Annotated in this window: 9 protein-coding genes; 3 read left to right on the top strand and 6 right to left on the bottom strand. The window is 36.0% G+C overall.

The window, feature by feature from the left end:
- Window positions 1-31: 31 nt before the first annotated feature.
- Window positions 32-2,869, bottom strand: coding sequence for a WD40/YVTN/BNR-like repeat-containing protein (locus ACP7AV_RS03105; protein WP_426090721.1), 2,838 nt, complete (start codon window positions 2,867-2,869; stop codon window positions 32-34).
- Between the two features lie 215 nt (window positions 2,870-3,084).
- On the opposite strand from ACP7AV_RS03105, the gene ACP7AV_RS03100 reads away from it, so the two are divergent.
- The 3 genes from ACP7AV_RS03100 to ACP7AV_RS03090 all read left to right on the top strand — a co-directional run bounded on the left by ACP7AV_RS03100 (window position 3,085) and on the right by ACP7AV_RS03090 (window position 6,819).
- Window positions 3,085-4,377, top strand: a complete 1,293-nt coding sequence (locus tag ACP7AV_RS03100; protein WP_426090720.1) for an aminopeptidase P family protein — start codon at window positions 3,085-3,087, stop codon at window positions 4,375-4,377.
- 396 nt (window positions 4,378-4,773) lie between these two features.
- Window positions 4,774-5,574: a TIGR00266 family protein gene (locus tag ACP7AV_RS03095; protein ID WP_426090719.1), complete on the top strand. Its 801-nt coding sequence runs from the start codon at window positions 4,774-4,776 to the stop codon at window positions 5,572-5,574.
- Between the two features lie 462 nt (window positions 5,575-6,036).
- Window positions 6,037-6,819, top strand: coding sequence for an alpha/beta fold hydrolase (locus tag ACP7AV_RS03090; RefSeq protein ID WP_426090718.1), 783 nt, complete (start codon window positions 6,037-6,039; stop codon window positions 6,817-6,819).
- On the opposite strand, the gene ACP7AV_RS03085 is transcribed toward ACP7AV_RS03090, so the two are convergent.
- The 5 genes from ACP7AV_RS03085 to ACP7AV_RS03065 all read right to left on the bottom strand — a co-directional run bounded on the left by ACP7AV_RS03085 (window position 6,816) and on the right by ACP7AV_RS03065 (window position 17,141).
- Window positions 6,816-7,487 (bottom strand): ATP-binding cassette domain-containing protein, encoded by a 672-nt coding sequence (locus tag ACP7AV_RS03085; protein ID WP_426090717.1) that lies wholly within the window; start codon window positions 7,485-7,487, stop codon window positions 6,816-6,818. The genes ACP7AV_RS03090 and ACP7AV_RS03085 overlap by 4 nt on opposite strands.
- 302 nt (window positions 7,488-7,789) lie before the next feature.
- On the bottom strand, window positions 7,790-10,555 hold the full coding sequence (locus tag ACP7AV_RS03080; protein WP_426090716.1) for a PD-(D/E)XK nuclease family protein: 2,766 nt from the start codon (window positions 10,553-10,555) through the stop codon (window positions 7,790-7,792).
- 63 nt (window positions 10,556-10,618) lie between these two features.
- The gene (locus ACP7AV_RS03075; protein ID WP_426090715.1) at window positions 10,619-12,052 is read right to left on the bottom strand and encodes an OmpA family protein; all 1,434 of its coding nucleotides are present in this window, start codon (window positions 12,050-12,052) and stop codon (window positions 10,619-10,621) included.
- A gap of 112 nt (window positions 12,053-12,164) precedes the next feature.
- On the bottom strand, window positions 12,165-13,358 hold the full coding sequence (gene kbl, locus ACP7AV_RS03070; RefSeq protein ID WP_426090714.1) for a glycine C-acetyltransferase: 1,194 nt from the start codon (window positions 13,356-13,358) through the stop codon (window positions 12,165-12,167).
- A gap of 48 nt (window positions 13,359-13,406) precedes the next feature.
- Window positions 13,407-17,141 (bottom strand): UvrD-helicase domain-containing protein, encoded by a 3,735-nt coding sequence (locus ACP7AV_RS03065; RefSeq protein WP_426090798.1) that lies wholly within the window; start codon window positions 17,139-17,141, stop codon window positions 13,407-13,409.
- Between the last annotated feature and the right edge of the window lie 5 nt (window positions 17,142-17,146).

Genomic DNA, 17,146 nt, shown 5'->3' with positions numbered 1-17,146 from the left:
GTGTTTTTTGTTTTTAAAATAAAATGACTGTTTATTTCGATTCAATAATTTCAAGATCAGTAACCACCTTCTCTTTTCCTTTTTGAATACTTATTTTATTCACTGAAACTGGAAGGTAATAGTTGCCATTTTTAGCTGGTTCCAATTTTAGTTTTTTGTCTTTATTTTTCCAATTATCAGCGGTTGCTTTCGTTATGGAAAGATCATAAACATGTTTGTTCAATCCTTTTACGGCTTTTACTTTCTGAGAATAAACCACTTCTTTCAAGCTGTTTTCAATTTGCAGCAGCACCTCTGCATCTCCATTCGAATAAAACCAAATCTCCGCTTTTGGCTCCGCAGCTTTAGCCCAAGAACTCCAGCTATTTCCCCATTCTTTTGCTTTTTTTATCTTTTTAAGTTCAAAAATATAAAGATTTTCCGCTACAACTTTCTCATTCAATTGTTGCACTTGATCCAAATTGACTTTATACACCGAACGACCGTGAGTTCCTACCACTAAATCTTTTGCTTTCTTTTGAATTACTAGATCGTGAACCGCCACGTTTGGAATTCCGTTAGAAAAATCATCCCAAGATGTTCCTTTGTTTAATGAAACATACAAGCCGTTATCCGTTCCCACATATAAAACATTCTCGTTGACATTGTCCTCCACGATTACATTCACTGGACTTGCAGGCAAATTATTGGCTATATTTTTCCACGTTTGACCAAAATCATCTGACATGTAAACATAACTGGCAAAATCATCATTCCGATATCCGTTTAAAGTCGCATACACTCTTTCTTTCTTATGTGCCGAAGCCACTACTCTCGAAACCCAGCGGTTTTGGGGCATATTTCCCGAAATCTTGTTCCAAGTCGCCCCGCCGTCTTTCGAAACATGAATCAATCCATCGTCACTTCCTGTATAGAGTAACCCAAACTGCAAAGTACTTTCACTAATAGCAGCGATTGTTCCAAAAGCAACATTTCCTTCTTTTGCTCCTTGTGTTAAATCAGCCGAAATAGCCGTCCAGGTTTCCCCTTGATTCATTGAACGATGCAGGAAATTAGATCCCATGTATAAAATATCCTGATTGTGTGAAGATAATAAAATAGGCGTTTGCCAATTGAATCGAAATGGTTTTTCGTCTTTTTTTGGCTTTGGCGAAATATACTCTCGCTTGTTGCTTGCACGATCAATTCTGTAATAATTTCCAAATTGAAACCCTGTAAAAACAATATTTGGATTTCTTTTGTCGATTTGAGTCTGCATTCCGTCTCCTCCCATCAAATTTTCGTAAGGATATTTTCCGGTTTGGTACCATTCTGAGGAATATTTGTAAGTGCTTGGTCCAACCCAAACCCCGTTATCCTGCATCCCGCCATAAATATTATACGGTTCTTGCTCATCTACATTTACTGAATAAAACTGACTTACTGAGTGCGAATTACTTTTTATCCAGTGCGCTCCATCATCATACGAAATATTCAAACCACCATCATTTCCATTGATTAAATGCCCTGATTTATTTGGGTTCACCCAAACTACGTGATGATCTGAGTGAACATTATTTTCGCTAATGGATGTAAATGTTTTTCCGCCATCATTTGATTTTATAATGGGCACACCCGATAAATAAATTTTATTGACATCATTGGGATCAACAGAAATAACACTGAAATAATACCCGTACGAATAAAAGAAATCATCGATAAAATCCTGATGGGTCTTCGTCCAGCTTTCCCCTCCGTTACTTGATTTGTATACTTCGGCTCCAATAACTTCTGTTTCTGCTAAACTATTTATCGCTTCCAGAACCACTTTTGCTGCTTCGCTAGGTTGCAAATACCCGTTTTGAACCCAATGTTTGATGTTTTCTGCTCTGTATTTTTCGGTTAATCCGTAATTCTTTAAAATAGAATTCAAACTTTTATTTGGCAATTTCAGGAATTCATCTCCCGGCATAGAAAATGCAACTGGTAACGAATTACTTTTTTTGGATTGTAACGGTCTTTTGAATTGATTGTCCAAAATGGCGTACACGTTTTCATCATCATACACCGCTAAACCAATACGACCAACGCCTTCACCGACAGGAAATCCGCTTTCAGCATTCGTGAAAAGCTTCCATGTCAATCCCGCATCTTCACTTTTATAAATTCCCGAAGTAGCGCCACTTCCTTTAAAATCCCATGCCTTTCTGTCTTTACTCCAAGAAGCCGCATATTGAACCTTGAAATTTTTTGGCGAAACAGCCACATCAATAATTCCCGTTTCATCATCGATATAAAGAGTTTTACTCCATGTTTTTCCGCCATTTGTGGTTTTATAAATCCCTCTTTCTTCATTTTTTGAATACAAATGACCCACTGCACCCACAACAACTTCATCTGGATTTGATGGATTGATCAGGATTCGACTGATATGGTGGCTGTCGTGCAATCCCATATTTTGCCAAGTCTTTCCTTTGTCATCCGATTTCAAAATTCCAATTCCGGCATAAGACGATCGAGACGAATTAACTTCGCCAGTTCCTACCCAAATCGTTCCTCGTTTCCAGTCTATCGCAATATCACCCACATTTTGCGTAGGCGCCGCATCCATAACTGGCGAAAAACTCATTCCGTTATTATTAGTGTACCAAAGTCCGCCTGAAGCATAGCCCACATAAAACTCGGTTGGATTTTCCGGATTTACATCCACATCCACCACTCTACCGCTCATCACCGTTGGACCCACATTTTCGAAAGCAACATTTTGAAAAAGCGATTGTTTTTCCATTATTTTTTTGGCTTCCAATGCTTGCTGAATCGCTTCGGCAGAAACTTGTCCCCAAGAGACACTTTGTACAATAAGAGCCGAAAAGAGTACTATTTTTTTCATGTAAATTGATTTGAGTTGGAAAATTAATCATAAAAATAGTTATCTGAAAATTTTATAGTGTAATTAACATCCGTTTCTCTCAAAGTTAGTATTTTTGATTATTCAAGATATTAAACGATGTGTAATGAAATGAGTAGACCCAGAAATGGTATCAGAACCAATACTAGCGCTCTGCTAATTACGCTTATCCCATAAAAAACAATAAAAATCAACAAATGAAATACCATCAAATTGACCGAGATTTATTTATAAAAAACAGAGCAAAATTCATGGCTCAGATGAAGCCAAAAAGCGTCGCCGTTTTCAATTCTAATGATATATATCCCGTTTCGGCAGATAGTACGTTACCATTTGCACAACACCGCGACATCTTTTACCTGAGCGGAGTAGATCAGGAAGAAAGCATTTTATTGCTTTTCCCGGATGCGCCTTACGAGCATCAAAGAGAAATGGTTTTCTTGAAAGAAACCAGTGAGCATATTGCGATTTGGGAAGGCGAAAAACTGACTAAAGAGCGTGCTTTTGAAGTAACAGGAATCAGAACTGTGTATTGGTTGCAGGAATTTGAAAAAGTCTTATTTGAGATGATGACGCATGCTGACACGATTTACATTAACACCAACGAGCATTACCGCGCTACAGTAGAAACTGAAACTCGCGAAGCCCGTTTTGTAAAATGGTGGAAAGAGAAATATCCGGCACATGCTGTTGCAAAAAGTAACCCAATATTGCAACGCCTACGTTCTGTAAAAGAGACCGAAGAATTGGATTTAATCCAAAAAGCATGTAATATTACGGAACTCGGTTTTAGAAGACTATTGCCTTTCGTGAAACCAAATGTTACCGAATACGAAATCGAAGCCGAGCTAATTCACGAATTCATTCGCAACCGTTCCAGAGGTTTTGCCTACACGCCAATTATCGCTTCCGGTAATAATGCCAACGTGTTGCACTACATCGAAAACAACCAACAATGTAAAGCCGGCGATTTAATTTTACTGGATGTGGCGGCTGAATATGCCAATTATTCCAGTGACATGTCGCGCACCATACCGGTTTCAGGGAAGTACACCCATCGACAAAAAGAAGTATATAACGCTGTTTTACGTGTAAAAAATGAAGCGACCAAAATGCTGACAACAGGCACACTTTGGAAACAATATCATATCGAAGTGGGGAAATTAATGACTTCAGAATTGCTAGGTTTGGGTCTTATTGACAAAGCCGACGTGCAAAACGAAAAGCCGGAATGGCCCGCTTACAAAAAATATTTCATGCACGGAACATCGCACCACATGGGATTGGACACGCACGATTACGGAATCCTCACCGAACCCATGCAAGCCAATATGGTGTTCACCGTAGAGCCTGGAATTTACATTCCTGCCGAAGGCTTCGGAATCCGTCTGGAGGACAATATCATCGTTCAGGAAAGCGGCGAACCATTCAACATGATGCGTAACATCCCAATTGAAGTGGACGAAATCGAAGAATTAATGAACAGTTAATTCCTCAAAAACTTGGAAGGAAATCGGTTTACAGCAATGTGAACCGATTTTTTTTTGGGCGCAACCCAGCCTCCGTAAACTTCGGCTGCGTCGGGCTATTCGCTATAAGTCCTCGTCTCGTCAAAAAAGACGAGACTGTGGGCTTTCCGCTGCTATCCCTTGCGCGCTACAACGATGAAATTTGTAATTCCAAAACAGCAATTCCAAAATCCATCTTATAGCTGTAACTTTATAATCACCCTTCCGACTTATTTAAAACAGCAACTATTTTTTAAAACATATTCAATATGTAATTTGAACCATTAAGAAGTTAAGAAAAATTAAGCTCTGATTCTTAATGAAACTTAATTCCTTAATGGTAAAAAATTTTAAATATAAACTTAAAACACAGAAATCATGCAAGCACACGAAATAGACTACCACATTTACGGCGAGGAAATGCAATATGTAGAAATAGAATTGGATCCACAGGAAATCGTAATTGCCGAAGCCGGAAGTTTTATGATGATGGATAATAATATCCAAATGGAAACTATTTTTGGAGACGGTTCCGGGCAGGAAAACGGATTGTTCGGTAAACTGTTAAGCGCCGGAAAAAGAGTGTTAACCGGCGAAAGTCTCTTTATGACCGCGTTCATCAATCAAAATAGTACCAAAAGCAAAGTTTCCTTTGCCTCACCGTATCCCGGAAAAATTATCCCAATTGACTTAACTCAATTCGGAGGTAAATTCATTTGCCAGAAAGATGCCTTTCTCTGCGCTGCCAAAGGCGTTTCTGTTGGAATTGAATTTTCTAAAAAACTCGGTCGTGGATTGTTTGGTGGCGAAGGTTTCATCATGCAAAAAATAGAAGGCGACGGTCTAGCGTTTGTACATACCGGCGGAACATTGGCCAAAAAAGAATTAGCCGCAGGCGAAATCCTAAAAGTCGACACCGGTTGCATCGTAGGTTTTACTAAAGATGTTGATTACGATATTGAGTTTATTGGAGGCATCAAGAACTCTATTTTTGGTGGCGAAGGTTTGTTTTACGCCACATTACGCGGTCCGGGAACCGTTTATGTACAATCCTTGCCTTTCAGCCGACTTGCGGACAGAATCATCGCATCCGCACCAAGAGCTGGCGGAAACAGCCGCGACGAAGGCAGTTTATTAGGCGGATTAGGAAGTTTACTTGATGGAGATAGAAGATTTTAAATTTCACCATTACGTTGATAAACTGCGACTTTAATTAATACCTACAAGGTTCAAAAAACCTTGCAGGAAATACAACAACGGCTTTCAGAAATGGGAGCCTTTTTTTTAACCATATAAGTCATTTAAGCCCGAAAGATGTATTGTCGCAATTATTAAAAGAGTTTTTATCACCGATTTTAAAGTTACTGATAAAATAATCTGTGCTGATCTGTGAAATCTGTGGCAAAGAAATTTAGAGTTTTAATATAATTCAGCATTAAATCTTAGCGAAAACTTATTAGTAAGACTCAAATAACTTAGAAGGTTGAAAAACCCTTTTTCTTTAATTATTCTTTTCAAAGATTTTTTCAATTTTACTTTTGTACTTTTTAATATAATTGACTACAACAATTCTAAAACTTATATGCCTTACATGGTTTAAAAAAATTAAAGTCCTAATTTTGCAGTCTCTAAAAACTAAAAGTGAAACAAATTCTCTTTAAAAATACCAACATCTCCTATTCCGATACCGGGAAAGGAACCGCTATTGTCTTACTTCATGGTTTCTTGGAAAACAAAGGCATGTGGGGTTTTTATATTCCGGAGTTTGCTAAAAAAAACCGCGTTATTACTATAGATTTATTGGGACATGGCGCAACGGAATGTTTGAGTTACGTGCAAACGATGGAAGATAATGCGGATGCGATTCATGCTGTTTTATCGGATTTGCGTATCCGAAAGGCCGTTTTTGTCGGACATTCTATGGGCGGATATGTCGCTTTGGCTTTCGCCGAATTATATCCTGACACCATAAAAGGATTGGTTTTACTAAACTCGACCGCAAGAGCCGACAGCACCGAACGAAAAACAAATAGAGATCGCGCTATTAAAGCGGTAAAACAATCTTTTATGAATTTTGTTTCACTTTCCATTGCAAATTTATTTAGTGAATCTAACAGAGAACGACTTTCATCAGAAATAGAAAGCGTAAAAAAAGAAGCTTTAAAAACACCGTTACAAGGAATCGTTGCCTCACTCGAAGGAATGAAAATAAGACAAGATCGGGAGGTGTTGTTGCATCTTACACCCTATCCAAAATTATTGATTCTGGGCAAAAAAGATCCTGTTTTAAATTACGAAGAAACCAAAGAGCAAATCGAAAGTACGATTGTCAAATTGGTGACTTTTCCCGACGGACACATGAGCCACATTGAGAACCAAGATCAATTATTGACCGTATTATTGGCTTTTTTCAAAAGCATTTAAATCATTCCTGATTTTAAATACCCTTTTTTAACCAATTCACTTTTGTCTTTTAAATGGTGTATTTTCCCTTCTTTCATCAACGCTAGTTTTGTGGAGACTTTAATCACATCTTCATAATTATGATCCGTGATAATAATTCCTTTTACACTAGACATTGCAGTGATTAATTCATTTATCTTTTCAATCATTATGGGCGACAAACCATTGTAAGGCTCATTTAATAAAACAAATTTTGACGCGTTATTCAGGATTAATTTAATCTCTAAATACCGTAATTCTCCACCTGACAAATGCTTTATTTTTTTGTCTAACATTGATTGGATCATTTCGTCGACATAAAAATCTTGTAATTTATCTTTGGAAATAGACAATTGAATCGTCTTTTTTATCGAAAATGAACTTGGAATAAAATTATCCTGAGGCAAATAACTGATTTCATTTAACAAATCACTAGTTTTTGATTTCACAACGCCATCTACCCGAACAAATTTAAAATCGGCTGCAACAATTCCGAAAATGATTTTTAACAAGGTCGATTTTCCGGAGCCATTTCGCCCTAAAACACCAATAATATCTGCAGTTTCGCATTTTAAATACACATCAGAAATTATGATTTTTCCATCATATTGTTTTTGAACGCTGTCCACTTCTAAAACACTCTTTATCATACGAATTTGAGTATTACATTAATGACTAAAATTAACACCGTTGAAAAAACAAAATTCATTAGAAAACCATAAATGAATAGATGTAATTTAGATATGCCGTTGTTGTAATAAAACAGGTATTCATTTTTAGCATTCACTTCTTTTATCAAAATACTGATACAGAAACCATAAATAATAAGCACGTATTTGAAGGTTTCAAATCCTCCAAAAAACCATGCCAATGCACTTATTGACACGTTGATCGTCAAAGTACTTTTGTAAAACTCAAAGATGTTGGCTAATTTTCTGATTGGGAACTTTGTTTAAATTATTTTCTCTTCGAAAGGAATATTCACATCTAAAATTTCGCTTAATAAAAGAACCATTTGCTCCAGATAATTACTCAAAATTGCTTCATTTATAATTGAATTTGTCTCTTTGTCTTCTTTAAAATTGAACGGCAGAAAACCAGCTTTTAAATTCTTGAAAGAGATAATTCCGGCTTCAATTGGCTTTCCTTTTGCGTCGTGCTCATACATGAAAGCATACGCGAGCACCTGAATGATTTTATCGCTTTTAATATCTTCGGTTAATCCTTTCCAGGATTTCAACGTGACGCTTGCTTTTTCTACTTTTCCGGTTTTGTAATCGATAATTCGAATAATTCCGTTGCGCTCTTCTATTCGATCTACATTTCCTCTTATCAATACCGGAAAAGGCAAATTAGGATGATTTAAAGTTCTTCCAAAAGTTTGTTCCAAAGCAATTATTTTTATTGCGTCACCCTTTTTAATGCTTTCTAATTCTACTTTTAAGAAATTCGAAACATTTCTTTTGGCTACTTCAAACGCCAACAAATTTCTACCTTTTTTGATTTCGCCTTCTTTGTAAACCAATTTGAATTGTTTCAAAACCTCAGCGTCTATTTGTTTGAAACAATTTAAAATATCACTTTCCGAAATGAATTTACCAATGAAAGGCTCGTATAAAACCTTCAACGTTTCGTGGATAATGGTTCCTAGCGTATTCAGGGCAATATTTTCCTCGACTTCTTCGACTTCGCTGATGCGCAAAATCTTCTGGAAATAAAACTGAATCGGATTCCGAATATAACTCGTCAATGCAGATGGAGAAAACCCTTTTTCAGCAATTTCTTTCAATCGCAGCATTACACTTTCCGACTTTGGAATAACCATCGGTTGATAGGCTGTTTCGGGTAAAACTGCATTGTAAATTTCGTGTGATAAAGTATGATTTTTTTGCTTTTCGACTTCCAGTTGCGTAATGAATCGGCTTTTTTCACCAGCATCCAAACCTTCACTTTCGGTGTTATACAGTAAATAAATGTTCTTTGCTCTTTGTAGTAAATGATAAAAGTGATACGTGTAAATCGCATCTTTTTCTTTGAATGTGGGCAATCCTAATTCGCGTTTCACATCATACGGAATAAACGAATTTTGCGATTTCCCCGCCGGAAATTTGCCTTCATTCATCGAGGTGACGATAACGGTGTCAAAATCCAAAACACGACTTTCTAACACTCCCATGATCTGCAAACCATTTAACGGTTCGCCTTCAAAAGAAACTTCGGCTAAATCGATCACTTGTTTATATATTGCATAAAGCGTTTCTATTTTATCAATATGCAGGTGCTTCGAATAATAATTAATTAGTTTATTGATGACTTTGAAGATAGCGAAAACAAAAGCTTTCGTAATTTTTTCTTCCTCGTTATCGTTACTTAAATTTTCTTTTATCGTTTGCAATAATTTAGAAATCGTCTGTAATACCGGAATCGAACCATTTTCCCATTTTTGGAACAACAACAGAAACAATTCGCTTGGAACTACATTCAATTCCATCAATTTATGATGGGTGATAAATGTGTAATTGTTTTGATTAATTATCTTAACCAGTATATTTGTATTTGCATAAGGCTCCACCAATGGATGCGTCAATATATCCAAAACATCTTTGTAATACAACACATAACTTTTTGCATTTCTTGATAACGCATTCGTGTGCATTTTGAATAATTTGGCAATTAAAATTTGGGCTGGATTGTTTTTGCTTGAATACCCCATTGTAATATTCAAAGCGCCAACACTTGACGGTAACGAATATAAAAGCGGTATTAAAAGATTTTCTTCACCAAGTACTATCGCCACTTTATCTAATTTCCCTTCCGGATTTCCATTGATGACATTTTCGATAATACTTCCCGCGATTTTGGCTTGGCCAATTGATTTTGGTGTACCAATAACCTGAATGTTTTTAATCTGCGAAAAATCATTTACAATCCACTCAAACGGATGCAATTTATAATGTTTCCAACTCTCCTTAAAACGTCGCACAAACAATCCTGCATCGTGGTACGGATCATTGAGAAAGGTTTGGTCTACATCCCAATATATTTTGGCCTGATCAGAAGCGATAAGATGTTGGATTATTTTTTCTTCGGCTGCATTTAACGCATTAAAACCAGCAAATAGAAACTGTTTGTCTCGTACGGTATTTGAAAAATGATTTAAGTTATTTACTGCCTCGCGATAAATCAAGCCTTGATACCCAATTCGTTTATTTAGTAAATGAGTGTACAGAGATTGATAGTAATTGGGTAGTAATTTCCAAAAATCAATATATTTCTCTAATAATACAGTTTTGTTTTCAACTTCAATTCCCCATTTTTTTATATCTTCAATATCTTTCAGATACGAAAGAACATGCGACGGTTCTAATAAATAACGGTCAATTTCATTGAAGTCCTGTAATAATGTTTTGGCCCAGTTGGCAAATAACTCAAAGGATTGTTGATTTGCTTTATCAGTGATAGATAAGTAGACTTCATAAAATTCAAATAATAACTCTATAGGATCTACTGTTCGGATTCCAGCTATATTTTGAACAAAATCTTCGATATTTATAATTTCTGGAGAAAGTATATTTGTTTTGACTTGATTTTTTAACGCTTCAATCAAGAATATTTTGGCTCGTTTGTTTGGTAAAACTACAATGGTATTGGAAAGATTGTCTAAATGATTTTCAATTAAAATCGAAGCTATTTTGTCAAGAAAGGAAGTATTTGTCATTTTATAAAAATAAAAAAAACGCCCCGATAAATCGAGGCGTTTTCTAAAAAATTTAGAAGGAAATTATTTTTGCAAAATAACTTCTGTTCTTCTGTTTTTTGCTTTACCAGCAGCAGTTTTGTTTGTTTCAACCGGAGTTCCTTCACCAAAACCTACAGCATTTAAGTTTTCAGCTTTAATTCCTCTTTCTAACAAAGCTTCTCTAACAACGTTAGCTCTATCTTCAGAAAGTTTTTGATTGAAGGCATCTGAACCATCACTATCAGTATGTCCTTCTACGCTGAATTTAGCGTTAGGATAATTTTTAAGAATATTTGCCATTGCATCTAATCTAGCTGGAACATCTCCAGCTTTGAAAGTAGCTTTACCTGAATTAAAATAGATTGCTCTAGCTTGAATTTTAAGATTGTCTAAAGCTTCAGTAGTTACTTCAGGACATCCTCTATTACTAGCTGGACCAGCTACAGTAGGACAATCGTCATCTTTATCTAAAACTGAATCTCCATCAGTGTCTGGCCATGGACATCCACCATTTTCTTTAGGACCTGCAACAGTAGGACATTTGTCATCTTTATCAGCAATTCCATCACCGTCAGCATCAGGACAGCCGTTTAATGCAGCTAAACCAGAAACTGTAGGACATGCGTCATTTTTATCAGCAATCCCATCTCCATCAGTATCAGGACATCCGTTTAATGCAGCTAAACCAAAATCATTTGGACATTCGTCAGCACTATCTTGAATTCCGTCTCCATCAGTATCAGGACAACCGTTGAATTCTTTTAAACCAGCAACTTCAGGACAAGCATCATCTTTGTCATAAATTCCGTCACCATCAGTATCTTTACCACCAAATTTAAAGATAAGACCTGCTGAATGTTGGAAGTGTGATGGAGCATCTGGAACACCAGCTGCATCTTCTCTATCTCCAAAAGATTTTTTATACCTTGTTGCAAGTTCTAAACCTACATTATCAGTAAACCAAAATGTCAAACCAGCGCCTGGGTTTAAAGTTCCGTAGCTACTATCTCCAAAGAAAGTATATCCTCCACCAATAGATAAAGAGGGATCAATTACTTTAGAACTAATTAAGTTCATAAAACTATATTTGATAGTTGCATCAACACCATAGTACATCAAATCTCCAGGATCAGATACTTTATATCCACGAGAATCGCTTCCAATAGTTCCAGGTGCAAATTTTACGTAGCTATCAATTTTATTCACAGATCCAGATAAACCGAAAGAAAAATTATCACCCACGAATCTAGATACACTAAGGTACGATACTGAAGGAAGGATATTCCAATTGTCTTTAACAGCAAATGGTTGAGAAAAATGGCGATCTAGCCAATTATGTCCTCCACCAGCACTAGTTCTAGTGTCAACGGCATTAACTCCAAAAGAGATAGCCCAAGGATTGTTACTGTCTTGTGCGTGAGAGCTTAAACCCATCACCATCATCACAGCAACTAAAATTTTGTTAAGATGTTTCATACTTAATTTTTTTAATTACAATTTAGTTAATTACATACAAAAGTAGTACGTAAATTTTAAACTACAAAATGAATTGTTAAAAAAAACCTACAATCATTTCTAAAAGTGGGAATTATACAACATTTAACATTCTTCCAACCTCAATAAATGCGTTAATTGCCTTATCCAAATCCGCTATTGTGTGAGCTGCAGACAGTTGTACTCTAATTCTTGCTTTATCCTTAGGGACAACAGGAAAAAAGAAACCTACAACAAAAATACCTCTTTTCAACAGCTCATTTGACATCGACTGGGACAATTTTGCATCATAAAGCATTACCGGAACAATTGCTGAATCACCTTCAACAATATCAAAACCTGCTTTTTTCATTCCCTTTTTGAAATAATTAGTATTCCATTCTAGTTGATCCCGTAAAACAGTATCTCTCTCCAATATTTCAAAAACTTTTATAGATGCGCCAACAATAGCAGGCGCCAAAGAATTAGAAAACAAATACGGTCTGGATCGCTGACGCAATATTTCGATAATTTCTTTTTTTGCAGTCGTGTAACCTCCCATGGCTCCTCCAAGCGCTTTTCCTAATGTTCCCGTAATGATGTCGACTCTTCCCATTACACCTTTTGCCTCGAGCGTTCCTTTTCCAGTTGCTCCAATAAATCCGGCAGCATGGCATTCGTCTACCATAACCATCGCGTCATATTTATCGGCCAAATCACAAATTTTATCCAACGGAGCTACAACACCATCCATAGAGAAAACGCCATCGGTAACAATTAATTTAAAACGAGTTCCAACTTCAGTAGCTTTGATTAATTGTTGTTCCAAATCTTCCATATTGCTATTTTCATAACGATATCTAGCAGCTTTACACAAACGAACACCGTCTATAATGGAAGCGTGATTTAAACTATCTGAAATTATAGCATCATTTTCTCCTAATAAAGGTTCGAAAACTCCACCATTAGCATCAAAAGCTGCAGCATAAAGAATAGTATTTTCGGTTCCGTAAAATTCAGAAATCTTTTTCTCCAATGTTTTGTGAATATCCTGGGTTCCGCAGATAAAACGAACCGATGACATTCCGAAGCCATGAGTATCCAAAGCGTCTTTAGCAGCCTGAATCACTTCTGGGTGCGATGATAATCCAAGATAATTATTGGAACAAAAATTTAAAACAGTTTCTCCTGTAGAAATAGTGATTTCTGCTCCTTGAGGTGAAGTTATAATTCTTTCTTTTTTGAAAATTCCGTTATCTTCAATGGTTTGTAATTCTGCTTGAAGATGTTCTTTTATTTTTCCGTACATTTTTGCTGTTTTTTAAAGTTCAATTTTGCGAATAATTCATTATTTAGGTTACAAATTTACTACATCGATTTCTTTTCCGATGTAAATTAGCGCTTTTTTTGTCACTTTATAACCCATTAGCTCAATTGCTGTTTGATAATTTTCCAATTGCTGTTGGTATTTCACATTGTGTATTCCTGTTTTATAATCCAGCAGCAACACTTCTTTGTTTTTTGTTAAAACCATACGATCCGGCTTAATGGTTTTACCTTGTTTTTGAATAATAGTTTGTTCATTCAAAACTTCATTCCCTTCGGCAAAACAAATTTCTAATTCACTGTGATTAACAATTTCCCGAATTGTTTTCAAAACTATTTCTTTTTGACCAAAAGTTATCAATCCGTTTTCTATAGACTTTTTAATTGCCAATTCGATATCGTTTTTCGTTTTCACAAAAGATAAAATTTCGTGAATTACATTTCCATATTCAATGGCTTCCTGTTGATGAGTTCCCCACATTAATGCCTCTCGCTGCGCAATTTTTATATTCTTTGGATTTAGAATTTCAGACACGAGAGGAATCGTTTTTGAAGAATCGACGTGTTGTTTTGCTACAGACAACTTCGTCGCATTTCCAAATTCATATTCCAATTTATCTTTAACAAATTCACTTTTGCTTTCCAAATAATTAATGAAAAAGCTGCACATATTATTCTTTGGGATTTCACCTTTATTGGATAAATTCATATTCGAAATCACATACAACTGCTCTTCAGCTCTTGTCAAAGCCACATACAAAACATTGACATTATCCAATAATTCTTCCTGTTTCTTTTGATTGTAAACCTCCGCAGCTTCCTCGCCAAATCCTTCTACCGCACTGCTGTTGTCAATTAAAACTTTAGGTAAACCGAAATCCTGTTCCTTAGCGTTTAGCCATAATTTGTCTTTTGGCTTTCTGTTATAATCCTCTTCGCCAAAAGGAAAAATCACGACCGGAAATTCCAGTCCTTTCGATTTATGAATCGTCATAATCCGAACGGCATTAGTTCCTTCCGGCGAAGGAATGCTGAATTTCTCCGCATTTTTATCCCAAAAATTCAAGAAATCAGAAATTCCTGCTTGGTTGCGAATGTCCCGCTCTAAAACAATGTCTAGAAAATATTGAACGTAAGCATTCCCCTCCCCGACCCTCCCCGAAGGGGAGGGAGACGAAACTGGTGCAATAGTTTGTAGAAAGGTTTCTTGTAGAATTAACTCTTCTTTTATTTCGTTCAAAACATCTGAAATACTCTTTACAACTTGCTCATTTGTAAATCGAATGACTTTATAACCTAATTTATTTAAAGTGTTTGTTCTATTTTTATCAAATTGAATTTGCTCTTTAGTAAAATGGTATTCGCCATCTACTTCAACAACGAGTTTTTTTGACAAACAAACAAAATCAACAATAAAATCATCAATGAGATGTTGCTGCCTGAATTTATAATTTTCTAATGATTTAGATTTAAGATCCATCCAAAGAATTTTTTCAGCATGTGTTTGTTCTTTCCTCATTGCTTTTGCCTTATCGATTGAAAGGTGAGAATAATTTCCGCCCGTCATGTATCCAAATTTATTTGATTCAACAAGACGGGCTTTATCCATCTGATTAACTACTACGTCACCCTTTACTTTGGAGAGGGCCGGGGAGAGGAACTTTGCTATTATAGTTTCAACTGCTTCATACAATGATTTTTTTCGAATGTTTTCAAAAGACAATTCCACATCAAAACTCATCAACCACTTTTCGAAATCAGTTTCCTGAAATAATGCCATTCCTTGAGCAATAAAATCATGAATTGGTAATTTATCCTGACTGTTTTGAGCTAAATATTGAAGAAAATTTGCTTTAGATTCCAAATCAGAACTGTTTTTAAGGTACTTTAATAAATGAATAATCAACCGAACTTCGGTGGCATTTTGAATCATCAAGGTTTCCGATGACAGAAGTGGAATTCCTTGCTCGGTCAGATAATTCGCAATCGCAATTCCTTGGCTTCGTTTCCGTGTCAGAATCACAATATCTTTGTATTGAAAGCCTTGTTGTAGTACTTTTTGAATCGTATTTAATGTTGCTAAAACATACAAATCGGTTTTATCTAGAGCTTCTTCATCTTCTTCCGAAGTTTCTATTTTTGGAATGAACGAAATATTTACGTAACCACCGGTTTTATCGTTGGTTTTTTGATGGCTGTGATTTTCGTATAAATCTTTATAATCCAAATGTTCAAATTCATTGGACAACAATTTAAAAAAATCATTATTGAATTCGATTATCTTGGAATAAGAGCGGTAATTTTTGTCTAAATGTTCGAGTCTTTTATCTGGATTATTGAACGGATTTTGGTCTTTACTCAATTCAATAAACTGTTCCGCTTTTCCACCGCGCCATCTGTAAATGGATTGTTTTGGATCGCCCACGATCATCAAAGTTCCTTTTACGCCATAATCATCCTGACCCGAAAGTGCATTATCAATCAGCGGAATCAGGTTCTGCCATTGCATTTCGGACGTATCCTGAAATTCATCAATAAAAAAATGACGGTAGCGCTCGCCTAATCTCTCATATATAAAAGGTGCCGGTTGATTTTGAATTTCGCGATGGATAATCGCATTAAATTCTGAAATGGAAAGCACATTTTGTTCCTCCTGAATTTTAGCCAATTCATTACTGACGGTATTTAGTAATGACAAAGGCGTAATGTTTTTGAGAAATGCTTTATAAAAATTTATCTTTTCAAAAGCTGAATAAACTTTAGTAAGAATCTGCAAAAATTCAGGAATCAACTTCTCAATAATCGCTCGATCTTTGGCTGTTTTATTCATTACTATATCATCAAACTCGTGAAAAGTTTTATTCTTAGGATTGAATTTCCCTTGCTGAATACTATTGATATGATTTGGGAAAGTACCTCTGGAAAAGGATTTTACATCAATCCCGTTTTTATCAATTAAAGTCAAGGCTTCTTCTGCAAAAACAATGGTTTGCTTTTCTAAATCTTTGCAGGCTTGAGTTAATTTGACTTTAATTTCGACAAACTCAGCGATGGATTTATCTTGAAAATGGGTGATTTCGTTTCGATTATTTTCGTTTAAAACCAAGCGACCGGTTTCGAGAATTTCACGGGAAATGTCCCAAGATTTATCATCATCGGTTTTTTCCATCGTGAAATCAATGAGTAATTTGGTCAATATTTCATCTTCTCCGGCTTGCGCGATGATGGCATCGACGGCTTCAATTAATAAATTTTCAGTATCCAAAGTGACTTCAAAAGTCATGGGTAAATTTAGATCGTGCGCAAAAGCCCGAATGACTTTATGCGTAAATTTATCAATGGTCGAAATATCAAAAGCAGCATAATTATGAATAATGTGCTTAATGATTTGCTGTGATTTGATTTTGATTTGGATAATAGAAAGTCCTATTGGTTCCTCACTCCATTCTTCAGGATTATTTTCTTTCCGTTTTCCGTTCACCAAATCCTGCATTAAATCCTGCGCTTTATCGCTGGGTTCATCTTTGGCAAATTCGGATAAACTACTTACGATTCGGCTTTTCATTTCGTGTACCGCTTTGTTGGTAAACGTAATGGCGAGAATATTGCGGTAGGCATCATTTTTGGGCGCGACAAGGATAATTTTCAGGTATTCTTTAACAAGCGCATACGTTTTTCCGGAACCGGCCGATGCGTCATATATCGAGAAGGAAGGTCTCCCCTCCCCAGCCCTCCCCGAAGGAGAGGGAGCCGAAACTGGATTTATTTTAT

Origin of the sequence: Flavobacterium sp. DSR3-2, assembly GCF_049896525.1 — a bacterium.
GTDB lineage: Bacteria > Bacteroidota > Bacteroidia > Flavobacteriales > Flavobacteriaceae > Flavobacterium.
This window is presented reverse-complemented; position numbering and strand designations above follow the sequence as displayed.

What these genes read in the sequence shown, in the direction of transcription:
- ACP7AV_RS03100 (WP_426090720.1), top strand. Translation starts at nt 3,085, where the DNA reads ATGAAATACCATCAAATTGACCGAGATTTATTTATAAAAAACAGAGCA.
- ACP7AV_RS03080 (WP_426090716.1), bottom strand. Translation starts at nt 10,555, where the DNA reads ATGACAAATACTTCCTTTCTTGACAAAATAGCTTCGATTTTAATTGAA.
- ACP7AV_RS03075 (WP_426090715.1), bottom strand. Translation starts at nt 12,052, where the DNA reads ATGAAACATCTTAACAAAATTTTAGTTGCTGTGATGATGGTGATGGGT.
- ACP7AV_RS03105 (WP_426090721.1), bottom strand. Translation starts at nt 2,869, where the DNA reads ATGAAAAAAATAGTACTCTTTTCGGCTCTTATTGTACAAAGTGTCTCT.
- ACP7AV_RS03095 (WP_426090719.1), top strand. Translation starts at nt 4,774, where the DNA reads ATGCAAGCACACGAAATAGACTACCACATTTACGGCGAGGAAATGCAA.
- kbl (WP_426090714.1), bottom strand. Translation starts at nt 13,358, where the DNA reads ATGTACGGAAAAATAAAAGAACATCTTCAAGCAGAATTACAAACCATT.
- ACP7AV_RS03085 (WP_426090717.1), bottom strand. Translation starts at nt 7,487, where the DNA reads ATGATAAAGAGTGTTTTAGAAGTGGACAGCGTTCAAAAACAATATGAT.